Raw genomic sequence first — 17,916 nt, 5'->3', positions numbered from 1 at the left:
TTCATCCATTTGTGGATGCTCACAAGGGCGGCAAGGACACAGCCGCAAGGTTTGTCGATGGAAAAGGCAGGCAACTGGCGAGATGGTCGCTCGCCCACCAGATTTCCGATCCGGCGGGCGAGGGTGGTTTGCCGTTCTTGGCCAATCAGGCCGCTTCGCGCTTCAGCGCCTGCGCCATGCAGTGGATGCCGCCGCCGGTCTTGGAGATCTCGCTCATGTCGACAGCCGCAACCTCGAAGCCGCGCGCCTTGAGCTGACCGATGAGCGTCTGGCTGGAGGTCGGGGCGATCACCCTGTCCTTGCCGAGCGACATGAAGTTGCACCCGAGCGCCATCGTGTCCTGGAAGGGGACATCGATGATCTCGTGACCCTTGCCCTTCAGCCAGTCGACGATGCCGGGTTCGGTGCAGGCGAGGCAGACGGCCGTGAGCTTTTCCGCGATCGGCACCACCATCAGGTCGATATGGACATAATATTCGTCGATGAAGGCGAGCCGCGTTTCCCAGCCTTCCTTGTCGAACCAGGCCTGGACCTGGCGGGCGCCTTCTTCCTGGGTGCGGGCGCCGCCGCAGCCGATCAGCACCACGCCTTCTTCGATGACGTTGAAGTCGCCGCCTTCGAACGTGCCGGCGGTGACCATGTCGTAGATCGGGATGCCGAGTTTTTCATAGGTGCGGATCGCCGCGTAATTCTCACCGCGCCGCCACCAGTTGGCCATGGCGGTGATGAAGGCGCCGTAGGGCGTCATGACGCTGGAATCGCGGGAATAGACCTGCATCGGCAGTTCCGGCGTCGGCTCGTGCCAGTGGATGTTGACGCCGAAATGCTCGTAGGCGGCGACCAGGTCCTTGTGCTGCGCCTGGGCGATCTGGACGTTGCAGGGCGCCTCGCGCAGATGCTTGCGCGACAGCGAACTGGTCGACAGATGGCGCAGGAAATTCGGCGATCCCAACAGCACGTCGGTCAACACATCGGTTTCGTTGGCGAAGCCCCAGGCGGTCAGCGGCTTGGTGCCGCCGGCCGGATTGCGGCGCTGCAGCGAAAACGGCTCGGCGACGATGCGATCATGAACGGTCATGGGGTTCTCCTCGTGGGCTTGTTCTCAAGAGTTGGTCTGGTCATGCATGGCTCGGGATCCACCAGTCGCGGCCGCGCGCCGTGGTGACATATTCCGGCCAGCGGAAGTTGATCGGCGGCTCGTAGTCGCAGAGCGGCGCGATCCAGTTCGTGCCGCCAACGCCGCCGCCGGTGCGGGTGGTGAACTCGTCCATCGCCGCATCGCGAGCGGTCTTGTCCTCGAGCAGGCGCAGCGCCGCCAGCGCAACGGTCTTGGCCGCGCAGATGACCATCGGATCGATCGTCGCGGAAATGCCGCCCAGCGCATTCATCACCCAGGACGGATAGGCGTGGCCATTCGCCGAGCGCAGCGCGGGACGGGCGACATAGAAGCGCGCGGTCGGCGCATGCCAGCTCATGTCGGTATAGTCGTCGGAGGTTGAATTCACCTGCGACGGCGGCAGATCGCGACGCAGGATTGCTTCCGCTTCCTTTGGCGAAATCAGCCGCTCCAACTCGTCGATGAACGGGTTTTCGGTCGCGGCAGCCCCGGCATTGACCTGGATTTCGCGCCCGATCGCCCTGGCGGCCTCGTCCCAATGGGGTGGGCCGACCGTCGACAGTGCTTCATAGGCGATCTCGGCCATGGCGTGATTGGCCAAGCCGGGGCGCGACTTCGACACCCAGTGGCGCTCGTATCGGCAGCCACTCATCGTGGCAGCCGCCGCCGCATTGCGGTCGAGCACGGCGGTCACCTGCTCGGCCATGCCGATGGTCGGCACGCGGATCATGTATTGGATCTCGGCCAACCCCGCCGGCAGATTGTCAGCGGTCGCCTGGCCGGCGGTCAGGATTGCTTCGCTGATCGACCAGCCGCCCTGATGCGGCAGCATGGAATCGCGCAGCGCCTTGGACGCCATGTACGTCATCATCAGCGCGTCGTTGGCGCCAGGCGCGCGGACCGCCGAATGCGCCTGCGGGATCGGCGCGCCGTCGCCTGCGCGAACCCAGTTTTCGGGTTCGTCGCAGATGAAGCGGTAGATCAATGCGTAGGCGGCACCGCAATGCGTGTCCCAGCGCGCCGTGTTGCAGAGCGGCAGCATGTAGAAGGGATGGAACGAGATCATGCCGGCAAGGCCGTCATAATAGCCCTTCGCCGCATGGATCGGCTTCGAGCCACGCACCTTTTCTGCGGGTTCGCCGGTGAAGCGCAGCGTGCCTGGAATGCCGTGCCGCTGCATCGCCGCCTTGGTGGCGAGCAGGCCGCCCAGGCTTGCCATGCCCAACCCCGAATGCGGATCGGTGTGGCCGCCGGCCTCGACGCCAAGGCCGGGCCGCGGCTGCTTCACCGTCACCGCATCCTGGCAGTTGCCGGGCACCGCGTCATATTCGGCATACATGCCGATGGTCGGCCCGTCGCCATTCGTCCAGTGGGCGCAAAAGGCGGTCGGCATGCCGCCGGAACCTTCCTCGACGGCAAAACCCTCGCGCTTCAGTCGCTCCACATACCAGGCGGCCGACTGATATTCGCGCCAGGCAGTCTCGCCGAAATCGAAAATGGTGCGCGTCCACGCCGACAGCAGCGGCTGGATGCCGTCGAGGCAGGCAAGGGCCGTCTCTTGCGCCGATGTCGTCACCGGTTTGTCCATGCCTCAAAGAAAGCAGTGAAGCGGTTCGCTAAAAAGTGATATGTTTTCCCGGTTCGTGCAAATTCGGTTCACCTCTTGAGAATTCCATCCACACAGGCGCTGCGCGCCCTCGACAGTTTCGCCCGCCACGGCAGCGTCTGGCGTGCCGCCGACGAACTGCACCTCACCCGCAGCGCGGTGAGCCATCAGTTGCGGCTGTTGGAGCGCGATCTCGGCTTCGATCTCTTGCAACGCATCGGCAAGGGGGTGGCGCTGACGCCGCGCGGCCAGCGCTACGCGGCCGATGTCAGGAAGGCGCTGACCGTGCTCGGCGACGCGGGGGCGCAAAACAGCGGCGCCGGCGTCGGCGGCTCCTTCGCCATCTCCTGCCCTCCCGGCTTCGCCTCGATGTTCCTGTGCAGCCATATCGGTGAATTCCAGCAGATGTACCCTGACGTGGCGCTGTCGGTGCTGACGCCGCGCCGGCTCGACGACGTCTCGAATCCGGACGCCGATGCCTTCATCGCCTTTGGCGTCGGCAACTGGCCGAACCGGGCGGTGGAACTGCTTTGCGAAGTCCACTTCACGCCGCTCTGCAGCCCGACACTGCTCAACAAGGTGGGCGGATTTTCCAAACCCGCCGACGTGTTGCGCGCCAACCTGCTGCATCTCGGCGATACCGAGGACTGGGCGCGCTGGCTGGCGCTGTCCAAGGTGGAAAACCCCGATACCGAAGGTGGTATCTTCTTTTCCGACATGAACCTCGTCTTCTCGGCGGCGGTCGCCGGACAGGGAATTGCCATGGGCGACGAACTGACCGGCCGCCGGGCCTTGAGCGAAGGCCGGCTGGTCAAGCCGTTTGAAGCGTCCGTGCCTTCGCCACGCTCATATTTCCTGGTCTTCGAGCATGCCAAGGCCGGCCATCCCGTGCTCAACGCCTTCAGTGACTGGCTGAGGGCGAAGCTGTCGGAGAACAGACTCTAATCTCCCCTCGATGGAGAGATTAGACGCGCCCCACCTTCCAGACGTGAATCAAATTTGCCGATCAGGCGAAAACTATTCGGTTGCGGTGAGCCGCGACCCTGCCTACGATTTCACTCGGGACTGAGGAAGAGGCAGGATGCAGCAACCCGGCCGGGCCGCAGAGATCAAGGCAATCGGAATCGGCAAGAGCTTCGGCTCGTTCCGTGCGTTGGACAATCTGTCGCTCAATATCGGCCGCGGCGAGTTCCTGACGCTGCTCGGCCCCTCCGGTTCGGGCAAGACCACCTTCCTGATGATCCTGGCCGGCTTCGTGCAGCCGACCGAAGGCAAGCTTTTCAGCGACGGCACCGACATCACCGACCGCCCGGCCGAACAGCGCGCCGCCGGCATGGTGTTCCAGGGCTATGCGCTGTTCCCGCATATGAGCGTCGAGGCCAACATCGCCTTCCCGCTCAAGGTGCGCAAGAAATCGGCCGCCGACATCAAGAAGCGCGTCGGCGAGATGATCGAGCGCGTCGGGCTGATCGGGCATGAGAAGAAATTGCCCTCGCAGCTCTCCGGCGGCCAACAGCAGCGCGTGGCGCTGGCCCGTGCGCTGGTGTTCGAGCCGGGTGTGTTGTTGCTCGACGAGCCGTTCTCGGCGCTGGACAAGAGCCTGCGCGGCCAGATGCAGGCCGAGATGAAGCGCCTGCACCAGGAAACCGGCACCACCTTCGTCTTCGTCACCCACGACCAGAGCGAGGCGCTGGCGCTGTCGTCACGCGTCGCCATCTTCAATCACGGCAAGCTGCTGCAGGTCGGCGCACCGGACGAGGTCTACGACCGGCCGGACAACCGCTTCGTCGCCGAGTTCCTCGGCGAGATCAACATGCTGCCGCTGAAAGGGGTCAAACCCGCCGACAATGGCTCGACGGGCCTTTGCGAGGACCGCGCGGTCAATATGCACTGCAAGGCCGAGAAAGTCCGTGGCGACGCCATCCTGGCGATCCGGCCCGAACACATGTCGATCGCGCGCGAAGCGGCCGCCGGCGAGAATGGCATCGCGGCGACAGCCATCGCCTCCACCTATCTGGGTGCGGCGACCAAGCTTGATCTTACGACACGCCAGGGCGCCAAGGTGACCGTCTCGGTGCCGAACGAAGTCGCCGCCGCAGCACTGAGCAAAGGCAATTCCGTCTGGCTGACCTGGCCGGCGGAAAAGGGTTTCCTCCTTCCGGACGGAGGACAATGAGCACCGGCGCGGCCTGATCTGCCGCACCGGCTTCCGGACTGAAATCAACGAAAACAAAGGGGAACTGACATGAACGACACCAAGAAACAGGCCATCGAAACGCTGTCCGAAAGGACGAGACGCGGCGAGATCTCGCGCCGCCAGTTCACGCAGCTTGCGGCCCTCGTGCTTGCCGGCACGCCGATGCTGCTGCGCTCGACCGGTGCCTTTGCCGCGGCCAAGGAACTGGTGCTGGTCAATTGGGGTGGCGATGCCATCACCGCCTATGATGCCGCCTACGGCCAGGCTTTCACCAAGGACACCGGCATCACCGTCAAGATGGATGGCTCAGGCCCGACCGAAGGCGCCATCTCGGCGCAGTTCAAGAGCGGCGCGCCGACCTGGGATCTGGTCGACGTCGACCCGTTCTCGGCCATTACGCTCGGCGCTCAGGGCGCACTGGAGCCGATCGACTATAAGATCGTCGACAAGACGAAGATGCGCCCCGGCTTCGGCTGGGAGTATGCCGCTTCGACCTATTTCTTCTCCTATGTCATCGCCTATGATTCCGAAAAGTACGGCAAGGACGCACCGACCGGCATGGCCGACTTCTTCGACGTGAAGAAGTTCCCCGGCAAGCGGTCGCTCTACAAATGGGGCGTGTCGAGCTGGGAAGCGGCGCTTCTGGCCGACGGCATCGCGCCGGCGTCGCTCTACCCGCTCGACCTCAAGCGGGCCCATGACAAGATCGCCGCCTTCAAGGAAAACGTCGTCGCCTATTGGGGTGGCGGCGCCGAGAGCCAGAGCGTGCTGCTCAATGGCGAAGCCTCGATGGCCATCGTCTGGTCGACCCGCGCTTCGCTGATCGAGCAGGATTCCGTCGGCAAGATCAAGTTCATCTGGGACCAGGGCCTGATCTCGCCCGGCGCGCTGGCCGTGCTCAAGAACAACCCCGGCGGCAAGGACGCGGCGATGAAGTTCATCGCCAGCGCCCAGGATCCGCAAAAGCAGCTGGTCATGTTCGACAAGCTCGGTCAGGGCCCGGCCAATCCGGCCACCGACGCGCTGATCCCAGCCGACAAGAAGCGCATCAACCCGGTCGATCCCGAGAACATGAAGAAGCAGATCGCGCTCGATATGGATTGGTACGCCAAGAATTACGGCGCGGCGCTCGACGAATACACCAAGATCATCTCCGCCTGACCGGCGGCGATGCTGATCTGAGATGAGAGGCGTTCTCTCCGACAGGATGGGCGCGGCGCTGTTGATGGCGCCGCTGCTCCTGTTCCTCATCCTGGCCTATGCCTGGCCGTTTCTCGGCGTGGTGAAGTGGAGTTTTACTCTGCCAACGCCAGGGCTTGGCCAGTACCAGGCGTTGCTCACCGACGATCTGGTGCAGTCGGTGTTCATCCGCACGCTGCGCATCGCGGCCATCGTCACTGTTGTATCCGTCGCCGCCGCCTATGCCATCACGGTCGTCTGGGTGCGCGGCAGCCCGGCGCAGCGCCTCATCGCCGAATTCTGCATCCTGGTGCCGTTCTGGATATCGGTGCTGACGCGCGCCTTCGGCTGGGTGGCGCTTTTGTCGAATCGCGGCCTGATCAACACCTGGCTGCAATCGATCGGCTTCATCTCCGAACCGCTGACGCTGGTGCGCAACGAATTCGGCGTCGTCGTCGGCATGACGCATTTCCTCATTCCGTTCGCGGTCTTCCCGCTGGCGTCCGCCATGCGCAGCCTCGACGACCGCGTGCTGCTAGCGGCGCGAGGGCTGGGCTCCAGCCGCATGCGCACCTTCTGGACGGTGTTCGTGCCGATGACACGCTCCGGCATCATCGGCTCGGCCCTGATCGTCTTCGTCTTCTCGCTCGGCTTCTTCGTCACGCCAGCGATCCTTGGCGGCGGCCGCAGCGTCATGATCGCCGAACTGATCTATCTCAGGATTTTTCAGAGCCCGGACTGGGGGCTGGGGGCGGCGATCAGCGTCGTGCTGGTGTTGTTCGTCGGCGCGCTGATGGCACTGCTGTTCCGCTACGTCAAACCGAAGCAGTTGATCTGATGCCGACCTATCGCCCCGGTCCCGTCTCGCTGGTCATCGCCGCCCTGGTGGCGCTGTTCCTGCTGATGCCGTTGCTTGCCGTCATCCCGGTCTCGCTGACGCCGAGCCGCATGTTGGCGATGCCATCAGGCGAACTGTCGCTGCGCCATTACAGGGCATTGATCGAGGATCCGCGCTGGATCGACTCGATCCTGCTCTCGATCCGCATCGGCGTCGTCAGCAGCGCCCTTTCCACCGTGCTGGCGCTGTGCTTCAGCCTCGGCGTCTGGATGTTCCAGCCGCGCTTTACTGCCGCGCTCGTCGGTTTCGTGTTACTGCCGATGGTGGTGCCACCAGTGGTCTCGGCAATCACGCTCTACTTCCTGCTGACCTCGGTATCGGGCATGAGTTCTTTCTTCGGCTACGACACCTGGCTCGGCGTCGCCATGGCGCATTCGGTGATGACGGTGCCCTTCGCCACGGTGCTGATCCTGGTCTCGCTCAGCCAGCTCGATCGGCGCATCGACCTTGCGGCGAGGGGGCTTGGCGCAACTGTCTGGGAGCGCGCCATCCGCATCATCATGCCCAACATCAAGTTCGGCATCGTAACCGCGGCGCTTTTGTCCTTCGTGCTGTCCTGGGAAGAGATCGGCGTCACCCTGTTCATCACCTCGGTCAACGCCATCACGCTGCCGCGTCTGATGTGGATGGGCCTGCGCGACAACATCGACCCGGCGATCGCCGCGCTCTCGGTGATCCTGATCATCATCACCGTGCTGGTCTTGGCGGTGCGCAGTGTGGTCACCAGGCAGCGCGCCGGGCACTAGACAAACCGCACCGAGACGCGGCCGAACCGGCCAGTCTCCTCGCTTCACTCAACGCTTCGACTGGGCCGAGGGGCTGCCGTTCGGAATTTCGCTCCTTGGTCCTTGGAATTCCGACATGGCTCTGCTGTCCCTTTGCCGCAAGACGCTCGGGCAACATGCTGGCTGAGCAAATCGGCTCTCCAAACTTGCACGGCATGGCAATCTGTTCATAACAGAGTCGTATTTTCGAGATGATCGGCGATCATGATCGCCATGAGACGAATCACGCGGTATGGCGCGGACTTGTCGAGCCGGCTACGCTACGCGCGAATTTGCCGGTATGGCGAACGGCTTGCACAAGGCGTGACAGGCGAGGGGGACGACAAATGACCGCGCCCGGCGATTTGCTGCAGGCACTTTTTCTAAGGCTCAAAAGCGATGCGTCGCTGTCGGCGTTGCTGGGTGGCGCTGGCCTGCTCGAACAGGCAGCCGACAATGCCGCCTTTCCCTATGTGACCTGTGGCCAGACCAGCGCCTTTGACTGGAACACCGGCGCCGACAACAATGACGATCAACTGATCACGCTGCATGTCTGGTCGAAAGCCAATGGCGATGTCGAGACACTTGCCATCATGGATGCCATCAAGGCCCGCCTCGCCGACGCGGCGCTGGTGATCGGCCCGCGTGGCCAGACGCGGCTAACGCTCGAATTCACCGAGGCCCGTTATGACGAAGACCTCCTCGTGCACCATGGATTGCTGCGGTTTCGTGCGCTGACGCAGGAAAGTGCCTGACACGCTTTCAATCTGACTGAAACGGAGTCTAGACTGGCATTTGCGGGATTTCGTCGGATTGGGGCGACGAAATGACCGTCGGTCGTCTCGCGTTTCAGAGGTGTAGCGAACATGGTTTTCGCATCGATCACCGTTCATTTCACGTTCAGCACCGATGCGTTACAACGCCGACCATGAAAACGCTTCGCTCCCACTTTCGAATCGCGACCCTGGCGCTCTGTGCCGCCGGGCTGTTCGCGTCGCAGGCAAGCGCTGCGTCGGTCGCGGCGTCCGACCAGGACGATCCGGTCGTCGTCGCCGGGAATGACTGCTACGCGATCGGCCAGCAGGTGGCCGAGCAGAATGGCGGAACGCTGGCCAAGGCCTCGCAGTCGACACGCGGTGGCCAGCCGGTCTGCGTCATCGTCGTGCTGGTGCCGGGCAAGGACGGGCAGCGTCCGCGCCGTTCCGAGATCGTCGTTCCGCAGAACTGACCCAGTCTTCCATCTTACAGGGCTACGTTTCCCAGGCCGCCGGAATCGGCCTATATCTGACCCAGTCTTCAGTCTGACTGAACTCTTCAACAGGTGTCGATCTCCGCATGCGCGTACTCGTCGTCGAGGATGACAAGGATCTCAACCGGCAGATAGCGGATGCGCTGGTCGACGCCGGCTATGTCGTCGACCGTGCCTTTGACGGCGAGGAAGGCCATTTCCTCGGCGACACCGAGCCTTACGACGCCGTCGTGCTCGATATCGGCCTGCCGCAGATGGACGGCATCAGCGTGGTCGAGCGCTGGCGCCGTGGCGGTCGCAAGATGCCGGTGCTGATCCTGACGGCGCGCGACCGCTGGAGCGACAAGGTCTCCGGCATCGATGCCGGCGCGGACGACTATGTCACCAAGCCGTTCCACATCGAGGAGGTGCTCGCCAGGGTCAGGGCGCTGATCCGCCGCGCCGCCGGCCATGCCTCGTCGGAACTCTCCTGCGGGCCGCTGCGCCTCGACACCAAGGCCTCGAAGGCCGACGTCAACGGCGTGCCGCTGAAGCTGACCTCGCACGAATTCCGCCTGCTTGCCTATCTGATGCACCATATGGGCGAAGTGGTCTCGCGCACCGAACTGGTCGAGCATCTCTACGACCAGGATTTCGACCGCGATTCCAACACCATCGAGGTGTTTGTCGGGCGGCTGCGCAAGAAGATGGGCATCGACATGATCGAAACCGTGCGTGGCATGGGCTACCGCATGCGCGAGCCGGAGGCGTAACTCGGAACCGCTCAAACCAACCGTAAGGGCGCCGCTTTCGCTGCGTTTGTGGCCGCGTTCGCTGACGTTCCGCGTCATCGCCTTTTCCACGGTCTGGGCGATCCTGACCCTTGTCGTCATCTTCACCTTGATCACCACGCTCTATCGCCAGGCCAGCGAGCGCGGCTTTGACAGCCTGTTGTCCGCGCATCTGTTCAACCTGATCGGGTCCATCGGCATTTCCGACACGGGAGCGCTCACCGGCGCTCCCGACCTTGGCGACCTGCGCTTCTCGGAGCCGAATTCGGGCTGGTACTGGTCGGTGGAGCCGGCCTCGGAAGGCGTGCATGGCGACCTTCATTCGTCGTCGATGACGAGCAAAATCCCGTCGCCCAGCGTCGCCGAGGTGCCCTTCAATGCCAGCTTCCAGCGCAGCTATTCGGCCGAAGGCATCGACGGTGAGCAGCTCGAAGTGTTCGAGAGCGAATTCGTGCTCGACGCCAAGAACCGCGCCGCGCGTTTCCGTGTCATGGGCAACCAGAGCGAACTGGAGCAGGAAATCGCCACCTTCCAGCGCCGCCTGCTGACCTATCTCAGCCTGTTCGGCGTCGGCATGATTGCCATCAACGCCATTGCCATCCTGCTCGGCCTGCAGCCGTTGCGCCGGGTTCGCAACGCCCTTGCCATGGTGCGCGAAGGCACCGCACAGAGGCTAGACGGCCGCTTCCCGGCCGAGATCGAACCATTAGCCAACGAAACCAACGCCTTGATCGAAAACAACAAACGCATTGTCGAGCGCTCGCGAACCCAGGTCGGCAATCTCGCCCATTCGCTGAAGACGCCGCTGGCCGTGCTGCTTAACGAAGGCAGGGCGCTTGGCGGCGCCAAGGGACAATTGATCGCCGAGCAGGCCGCCTCGATGCAGAAACAGGTCGACCATTATTTGCAGCGCGCCCGCGTCGCGGCGCAACGCGACAGCGTCGTCTACCGCACGCCGGTGGCGCCGCTGGTGCAGCGCATGGTGCGGGTCTTGCAGAAGCTCAACCCGCAGACCAGCCTGTCGCTGTCGCTGCCGGCCACCGAGATCGTCTTTGCCGGCGAGCGCGAGGACCTCGAGGAACTGCTCGGCAATCTTCTCGAAAATGCGATGAAATGGGCAAAAAGCGCAGTGTCGGTCACAGTGGCGCCGTCGGCCGGCAAGGATGACAATCTGTTCGAGATCAGCATTGACGACGACGGTCCCGGCATTCCCGAGGACAAGGCACGCGACGCGCTGAAGCGCGGAAGGCGCCTGGACGAGACAAAACCGGGAACAGGTCTGGGGCTTGCCATTGTCGCCGACCTCGTCAACGAGTATGGAGGCGTTCTCGCGCTCGAACGGTCCGGCATGGGCGGATTGAAGGCGGTGGTGCGATTGCGGAGCCTTCAGTGACGCTTTCTCGGGGCCAATCGACAGCGGTGGACGGCGTATGGTATGGCGATCTATCGATTGATCCCGGAGCAATACCGATTGCTCCAGAAGCGGCTGGCGGCGGCCAAATTTCCGACAAATATCAATACTATGGCCACGCCTACTTCTCCGATGACGCGGCCCCCGGCGCATCCATGGCAGGCTCCAACTCAAGAAAACCGGTTGTTGGCATGAAGATTCGCGTCGCGCTTGTTTCCGCCCTGCTGGCCCTGTCCGGCTGCTCCACGTTGAGCGGCAAGGGCCCAACGCTCGCGCCGACACCGGCCTCGACGCCTCCATCAGCCGGCAAGGTCACCAAGTCGATCATTTCGGCAATGGACGGCGGCCTCATTGGCGGCTCGATCGGCAACGGCCTCAGCGAATCGGAAAAACGCAACGCGCTCGAGGCGGAATACAAGGCGCTCGAATATACGACGAGCGGCCAGAAGGTGGCGTGGAAGGGCGATCAGGCATCCCACTATGGCGAGGTGGTTCCGGCCCAACCCTATCGCGTCGGTTCGCAAGACTGCCGCCAGTATACGCAGACGGTGTTCACCGGCGGCGCCGGGGTAACGGCGCGCGGAACCGCGTGCCGCAATGCCGACGGCAGCTGGACGCCGCTGACCTGAGATTCAGACCGGATCCGGCCGGTTGATGTCGATCAAGGACGTTCGGCGCGCCGACCGTCAAAGCGTCGCAGGATGCCTGTGTTGGCAGGGCAGGGCTCTGCCGTTATTGGAAGAACCATGCTGTTCTGGGTCATAGCCGCATTACTGACGCTCGGCGCGAGCCTGGCGGTGCTGCTGCCGCTGGCCGGGGGCGCCAAGGGCGCGTCGTCGAGCGGCGAGCATGATCTGGAAGTCTATCGCGATCAACTGTCCGAGCTTGACCGCGACGCCGCGCGAGGCCTGATCCAGCCGGCGGAAGCGGCCGAGGCCCGCGCCGAAATCGCGCGCCGCATCCTTCGCCTCGACAATGCGGATACGGCCGGCAAGGCGTCGGCCAGGCAAGCTTCGGTCACGGCACGGCTTGTCGCGACCGTGGCCGTGCTGGCGGTGCCGCTGATCAGTTGGGGTGTTTACAGCCGGATCGGCTCGCCCGACCTGCCGGCTCAGCCGCTCAGCGAAAGGCTGGCCAAGAACCCGGCCGACAGTTCGGTCGACGAATTGGTGGCACGGGCCGAGGCCCACCTTGCCGCCAACCCGTCCGATGGCAGGGGATGGGACGTGCTGGCCCCGGTCTATCTGCGCATGCAGCGCTTTTCCGACGCGGTGACCGCCTATCGCAATGCCATCCGCCTCGACGGCGACAGCGCTGTTCGCCAGGCCGGCCTCGGCGAGGCGATCGCCGGTGCGGCAGGCGGCATTGTTTCCGCCGATTCCCAAGATGCCTTCGAGGCGGCGCTGAGGCTTGATCCAGCCAATGCGAAAGCCAGCTTCTATCTGGCCATGGCCTTGGCGCAGGAGGGACGAAACAAGGAAGCGGTCGCGGCTTGGCAGGCAATGCTGGGCACGTTGCCACCGGATTCACCGTGGCGCGGCGCCGTCGAGCAGGCATTGGCCAAATCCGCCAGCCCCGAAGTCGCTTCCGGTGCCGCCGCGAAGGGGCCAGACGCCGCGGATATCGACGCCGCGTCCTCCCTGTCGCCGCAGGACCGCGAAGCCATGATCAACACGATGGTCGCCGGCCTCGACGAAAAACTGCGGCAAAATCCGCGCGACCCGGAAGGATGGATGCGGCTCGTTCGTTCCTATGTCGTGCTGGGCAAGGCCGATCAGGCGCGCGAGGCGCTCGGTCGTGCTATCGCCGTCTTTGGCGCCGGCAGTGACGAAGCCAAGAAATTCACCGCCTTTGCCGCCTCGCTCGGCCTGACGGCGACGGAGTAGACATGACGCGCAAGCAGAAACGGTTGTCGGTCATTGTCGGCGGGTTGGCTTTCCTGGGCGCCGCCACCGGGCTGACCTTCTACGCGCTTGGCCAGAAGGCCTCCTATTTCTACATGCCGGCCGACCTCACCACGGCGAGCCTCCAGCCCGGCCAGCGCATCAAGCTCGGCGGTTTGGTCGAAAAAGGCACGATCCAGCGCGGGCAGGGGGCGACGGTCGCCTTTTCGGTCACCGACACGCACAAATCGGTCAAGGTCACCTATACCGGCATCCTGCCCGACCTTTTCCGCGAGGAGCAGGGCGTCATCACCGAGGGCAGTTTCGGCCCGGACGGCGTCTTTGTTGCCGACAGCGTGCTGGCCAAGCATGATGAGCGCTACATGCCCAAGGAAGTGGCCGACGGGCTGAAGGCCAAGGGCGTCTGGCAGGAGAGCAAGAGTGAATAACTCTGGTGGGAGAGCAAGAGTGAATTGCGGGAACCACCATGGTTGAGACCGGACATTTCGCCCTGGTCCTGGCGTTTGCGCTCTCACTGGTGCAGATGATCGTGCCGCTGTTCGGCGCGCGCCTCAACAACCAGCGCCTGATGGCCGTCGGCGGCCCTGTCGCGGTGACCGGCTTCGCGCTGACGGCGCTGTCCTTTGTCGCGCTGGCGAGTGCCTACGCGAACTCCGATTTCTCCGTGGCGAGCGTCTGGGAAAACTCGCATTCGCTGCAGCCGATGATCTACAAGATCACCGGAACCTGGGGCAATCACGAAGGCTCGGTGCTGCTCTGGGTGCTGATCCTGACCTTCTTCGGCGCGCTGGTCGCGGCTTTCGGCTCCAACCTGCCGGCGACGCTGCGTGCCAATGTGCTGGCCGTGCAGGGCGCCATTGGCGCTGCGTTCTTCCTGTTCATCCTGGCGACGTCGAACCCCTTCATCCGGCTCAATCCGGCGCCGATCGAAGGCCGCGACCTCAACCCGGTCCTGCAGGATCTCGGCCTCGCCATTCATCCGCCGCTGCTCTATCTCGGTTATGTCGGCTTCTCGATCTGCTTTTCCTTCTCAGTCGCCGCCTTGATCGAGGGCCGCATCGACGCCTCCTGGGCGCGCTGGGTGCGGCCATGGACGCTGGTCGCCTGGATGTTCCTGACCGGCGGCATCGCGATGGGGTCATACTGGGCCTATTACGAACTCGGCTGGGGCGGTTTCTGGTTCTGGGATCCGGTCGAGAACGCTTCCTTCATGCCGTGGCTGGCGGGCACCGCGCTGCTGCATTCGGCCATCGTCATGGAAAAGCGCTCGGCGCTGAAGATCTGGACCTTGCTGCTCGCCATCCTGACCTTCTCGCTGTCGCTGCTCGGTACTTTCCTGGTGCGCTCGGGCGTGCTCACCTCGGTGCACGCCTTTGCCACCGATCCGACGCGCGGTGTCTTCATCCTGTGCATCCTGACGCTGTTCATCGGCGGCTCGCTGGCGCTGTTTGCGTTGCGCGCCTCGAGGCTGACGGCCGGCGGCCTGTTCCATCCGATTTCGCGTGAAGGCGCGCTTGTCCTCAACAATCTGTTCCTGACCACGGCGACCGCCACGGTGCTCGTCGGCACGCTCTATCCGCTGGCGTTGGAGGCGCTCACCGGCGACAAGATCTCGGTCGGAGCACCGTTCTTCGACCTGACCTTCGGCCCCTTGATGCTGCCGCTTCTGGTCCTCGTGCCGTTCGGCCCGCTGCTGGCCTGGAAGCGTGGCGATGTCTTCGCCGCATCGCAACGCCTGATGGCCGCCTTCGCTGTGGCGCTGGCGGCGATGCTGGTCACCGGCCTGTTTATCGACGGCTCCTCGGTTTTCGCCGCCCTCGGCATCGGCCTTGCGGTCTGGCTGATCGCCGGCGCGCTCACCGACCTTGCCGTCAAGTCGGGCGTCGGATCGGTTGCGCCCTCCGTCATGGTCAGGCGCTTTGCCGGCCTGCCGCGCTCGGTCTTCGGTACGGCATTGGCCCATCTCGGCCTCGGCCTGACCTTGCTCGGCATCGTCGCCACGCTCTCCTTCGGCACCGAGAAAATCCTCGCCATGCGCGCCGGCGAGACGGTGGAATTGTCAGGCCATACGCTGCGTTTCGTCGGGCTTTATCCGGCGCAGGGGCCAAATTACAGCGAGGACCGTGGCCGCTTCGAACTGATCGGTGTCAGCGGCAGTCCTGTCGGCGAAATCAGTTCCGCCAAGCGTTTCTATCCGGTGCGGCAGACGACGACGACGGAGTCCGGCATCAAGACCCTTGGTCTTTCCCAGCTCTACATTTCACTCGGCGATGAAGCCAAGGACGGCTCGGTCGTCGTGCGCCTGTGGTGGAAACCGCTGGTGACGCTGATCTGGGGCGGTGGGCTGGTGATGATGGCGGGCGCTGCCATGTCGCTGATGGACAGGCGCCTGCGGGTCGGCGCGCCCTCACGCCGGCGCAAGCAGGCGGGCGCCGCGGCGCCCGCGGTCCTGCCATGAAGGCAAGGTTCTCCGCCGCGTTGCTCGTCCTGATGCTGGCGCTCGGCTTTGCCGGCACCGCGCTGGCGGTGAAGCCTGACGAAATGCTGGCCGATCCGGCGCTCGAGGCGAGGGCGCGGGCGCTGTCGGAAGGCCTGCGCTGCATGGTCTGCCAGAACCAGTCGATCGACGAATCCGATGCCGACCTTGCCCGCGACCTGCGCATCCTGGTGCGCCAGCGCCTGGTCGCCGGCGATACCGACCAGCAGGTGATGGACTATGTCGTTTCCCGTTACGGCGAGTTCGTGCTGCTAAAGCCACGTTTCGACCTGCGCAATGCGTTGCTTTGGGGCACGCCTGTGCTGTTGCTGCTGGTCGGAGGCGTATTCATTGTGCGGACCGCGCGGTCGCGTCGGACCCTGGCGACAAAGTCCCTGTCTTCAGATGAACAGGCGGCATTGGACGCCATCCTGCACCGCGACTGACGCCCGCGACTGCCCAGCCAACATTACCAAAGTTTCATGTGTCGGAAATGGCGCTGTAATGTGCGCCTCTCTAAGTCTCTCTCCCCGAGGATGCCGATCAAGCAGCGTCCGTTTGAAAGAGGATAAGAGACCCATGAATATTGCCCCCAATTCATATTCCCGCACCCGCAAGCGTCTTCTGGCTGCCGCCGCTTCCGTCGCCATTGCCGGCGCGATCGGCGTTGGCGCACTGACCAGCGGAACCAGCCCCGTTCTTGCCGATGCCGTACGTGTCGAGGCGCCGCAGGTGCAGGGCTTCGCCGATGTCGTCGAGCGCGTTTCGCCGGCCGTGGTCAGCGTCAAGGTGAAGGCCAAGATCCAGCCGACCGCCGATGATGGCTCCGATGACCAGGACGGTCTCGACAATCTTCCCAACAATCCGCAGCTGCGCCGCTTCTTCAAGGAGTTCCGCGGCTTCGGTGACCAGAACGGCCAGAACGATGACGGCCATCGCCGCTTCGGTCACCGCGACCGCGGCAACAACGACCAGCCGCGCCCGGTGGCGCAGGGTTCCGGCTTCTTCATCTCCGAGGACGGCTACCTCGTCACCAACAACCATGTCGTCGAGGAAGGCACCGCTTTCACCGTGGTGACCAGTGACGGCAAAGAACTCGACGCCAAGCTTGTCGGCACCGATCCGCGCACCGACCTTGCCGTGCTCAAGGTCGACGGTGGTGGCAAGTTCACCTATGTCGATTTCGCCGACGATTCCAAGGTTCGCGTCGGCGACTGGGTCGTGGCCGTCGGCAATCCGTTCGGCCTCGGCGGCACCGTCACCGCCGGTATCGTCTCGGCGCGTGGCCGTGACATCGGCGCCGGCCCCTATGATGATTTCCTGCAGATCGATGCCTCGGTCAATCGCGGCAATTCGGGTGGCCCGACCTTCAATCTCAACGGCCAGGTGGTCGGCATCAACACGGCGATCTTCTCGCCCTCGGGCGGCAGCGTCGGTATCGCCTTCGACATTCCTGCCTCGACCGCCAAGCAGGTTGTCGAAGACCTGATGAAGAACGGTGCGGTGCAGCGCGGCTGGCTCGGCGTCGAAATCCAGCCGGTTACCTCGGACATCGCCGAATCGCTCGGTCTGAAGTCCAACAACGGCGCCTTGGTGTCGAGCGCCCAGGACGATGGCCCCGGCAAGAAGGCCGGCATCACGGCGGGCGACGTCATCACCCAGGTCGAGGGCAAGGATGTCGCTTCGCCGAAGGAACTCGCCCGCCTGATCGGCGCCTATTCGCCCGGCAAGCCCGTTGACGTCACCGTCTGGCGCGACGGCAAGAGCCAGACGATCAAGGTCGATCTCGGCAAGCTGCCGGCCAGCGACAAGCAGGCCTCGAACGACCAGCAGCAGCAGCCCGCTGCTCCGGCCAAGCCCGACACGCTGGCCGATCTCGGCCTCACCGTCACCAAGTCCGAAAACGGCAAGGGTCTTGTGGTGACCGATGTCGATCCCGACAGCGCTGCCGCCGACCGCGGCATCCAGCCGGGCGACATCATCACCGCGGTCAATTCGAACGAGGTGAACGGCACCGACGACGTCACCAAGGCGATGACCGACGCGGTGAAGGCCGGCCGCAAGGCGGTGCTGATGCAGATCACCCGCGACAACAACAACCGTTTCGTCGCGCTGCCCGTCGCCAAGGGCTGACAACGACTTTTCCGGTGCTGCGGTTTCAAACACCCCCGAGCCGCCGCATGGGAAAGCATGGAGCCGGGTACGTTAGTCAGTCATCGTGCTCTCCTCCAGCGGCAGCGGGCCTCCCATCGCCCGCTGCCGCACATTTTGAAAGTCGCCCAAAAACGCTCCTTCGGGCTGGGCCGGGAGGATGTGGTGATTGCAGGATCATGCCTCGAAACAGG

The 17,916-nt window shown here is 64.0% G+C and carries 17 protein-coding genes; 15 read left to right on the top strand and 2 right to left on the bottom strand.

Annotated elements, in window-relative coordinates; genetic code table 11:
- Positions 1-145: 145 nt before the first annotated feature.
- Positions 146-1,078: a dimethylarginine dimethylaminohydrolase family protein gene (locus AC0V8S_RS28950; protein WP_475434862.1), complete on the bottom strand. Its 933-nt coding sequence runs from the start codon at positions 1,076-1,078 to the stop codon at positions 146-148.
- A 40-nt stretch (positions 1,079-1,118) separates the two neighbouring features.
- On the bottom strand, positions 1,119-2,705 hold the full coding sequence (locus tag AC0V8S_RS28945; RefSeq protein ID WP_475434860.1) for a zinc-binding metallopeptidase family protein: 1,587 nt from the start codon (positions 2,703-2,705) through the stop codon (positions 1,119-1,121).
- Between the two features lie 75 nt (positions 2,706-2,780).
- Here AC0V8S_RS28945 and AC0V8S_RS28940 point away from each other — a divergent pair, with 75 nt between their 5' ends.
- The 15 genes from AC0V8S_RS28940 (at position 2,781) to AC0V8S_RS28870 (ending at position 17,704) form a co-directional block, all read left to right on the top strand.
- The gene (locus tag AC0V8S_RS28940; protein WP_095203162.1) at positions 2,781-3,668 is read left to right on the top strand and encodes a LysR substrate-binding domain-containing protein; all 888 of its coding nucleotides are present in this window, start codon (positions 2,781-2,783) and stop codon (positions 3,666-3,668) included.
- A gap of 136 nt (positions 3,669-3,804) precedes the next feature.
- On the top strand, positions 3,805-4,899 hold the full coding sequence (locus tag AC0V8S_RS28935; RefSeq protein ID WP_010915037.1) for an ABC transporter ATP-binding protein: 1,095 nt from the start codon (positions 3,805-3,807) through the stop codon (positions 4,897-4,899).
- 69 nt (positions 4,900-4,968) lie between these two features.
- A complete protein-coding gene (locus AC0V8S_RS28930; protein ID WP_475434858.1) occupies positions 4,969-6,081 on the top strand; it encodes an ABC transporter substrate-binding protein in 1,113 nt (370 codons plus the stop codon).
- Between the two features lie 22 nt (positions 6,082-6,103).
- A complete protein-coding gene (locus AC0V8S_RS28925) occupies positions 6,104-6,937 on the top strand; it encodes an ABC transporter permease (protein WP_095203164.1) in 834 nt (277 codons plus the stop codon).
- The gene (locus AC0V8S_RS28920) at positions 6,937-7,743 is read left to right on the top strand and encodes an ABC transporter permease (protein ID WP_475434857.1); all 807 of its coding nucleotides are present in this window, start codon (positions 6,937-6,939) and stop codon (positions 7,741-7,743) included. The genes AC0V8S_RS28925 and AC0V8S_RS28920 overlap by 1 nt, the downstream gene beginning before the upstream one ends.
- Positions 7,744-8,108: 365 nt before the next feature.
- Positions 8,109-8,516 (top strand): DUF3168 domain-containing protein, encoded by a 408-nt coding sequence (locus tag AC0V8S_RS28915; protein ID WP_475434855.1) that lies wholly within the window; start codon positions 8,109-8,111, stop codon positions 8,514-8,516.
- A gap of 173 nt (positions 8,517-8,689) precedes the next feature.
- On the top strand, positions 8,690-8,989 hold the full coding sequence (locus AC0V8S_RS28910; protein WP_475434854.1) for a hypothetical protein: 300 nt from the start codon (positions 8,690-8,692) through the stop codon (positions 8,987-8,989).
- A 107-nt stretch (positions 8,990-9,096) separates the two neighbouring features.
- Positions 9,097-9,762, top strand: coding sequence for a response regulator transcription factor (locus AC0V8S_RS28905; RefSeq protein ID WP_095203169.1), 666 nt, complete (start codon positions 9,097-9,099; stop codon positions 9,760-9,762).
- A gap of 40 nt (positions 9,763-9,802) precedes the next feature.
- Positions 9,803-11,173, top strand: coding sequence for an ATP-binding protein (locus AC0V8S_RS28900; protein WP_183465214.1), 1,371 nt, complete (start codon positions 9,803-9,805; stop codon positions 11,171-11,173).
- A 209-nt stretch (positions 11,174-11,382) separates the two neighbouring features.
- Positions 11,383-11,820, top strand: coding sequence for a hypothetical protein (locus tag AC0V8S_RS28895; protein WP_183457709.1), 438 nt, complete (start codon positions 11,383-11,385; stop codon positions 11,818-11,820).
- A gap of 117 nt (positions 11,821-11,937) precedes the next feature.
- Positions 11,938-13,077, top strand: coding sequence for a c-type cytochrome biogenesis protein CcmI (gene ccmI, locus AC0V8S_RS28890; protein ID WP_183457711.1), 1,140 nt, complete (start codon positions 11,938-11,940; stop codon positions 13,075-13,077).
- 2 nt (positions 13,078-13,079) lie between these two features.
- Entirely contained in the window at positions 13,080-13,523 is a 444-nt protein-coding gene (ccmE, locus tag AC0V8S_RS28885; protein WP_475434851.1) for a cytochrome c maturation protein CcmE, read from the top strand.
- 38 nt (positions 13,524-13,561) lie between these two features.
- The gene (locus AC0V8S_RS28880) at positions 13,562-15,553 is read left to right on the top strand and encodes a heme lyase CcmF/NrfE family subunit (protein ID WP_475434849.1); all 1,992 of its coding nucleotides are present in this window, start codon (positions 13,562-13,564) and stop codon (positions 15,551-15,553) included.
- A complete protein-coding gene (locus AC0V8S_RS28875; protein ID WP_183457717.1) occupies positions 15,550-16,017 on the top strand; it encodes a cytochrome c-type biogenesis protein in 468 nt (155 codons plus the stop codon). Before AC0V8S_RS28880 ends, AC0V8S_RS28875 begins: the two co-directional genes overlap by 4 nt.
- Positions 16,018-16,150: 133 nt before the next feature.
- Positions 16,151-17,704: a Do family serine endopeptidase gene (locus AC0V8S_RS28870; RefSeq protein ID WP_183457719.1), complete on the top strand. Its 1,554-nt coding sequence runs from the start codon at positions 16,151-16,153 to the stop codon at positions 17,702-17,704.
- Positions 17,705-17,916 lie beyond the last annotated feature (212 nt).

The organism is Mesorhizobium oxytropidicola, assembly GCF_056174625.1.
Note: the sequence above shows the minus strand (reverse complement) of the source record. Positions and strands in the feature narration are given on the sequence as shown.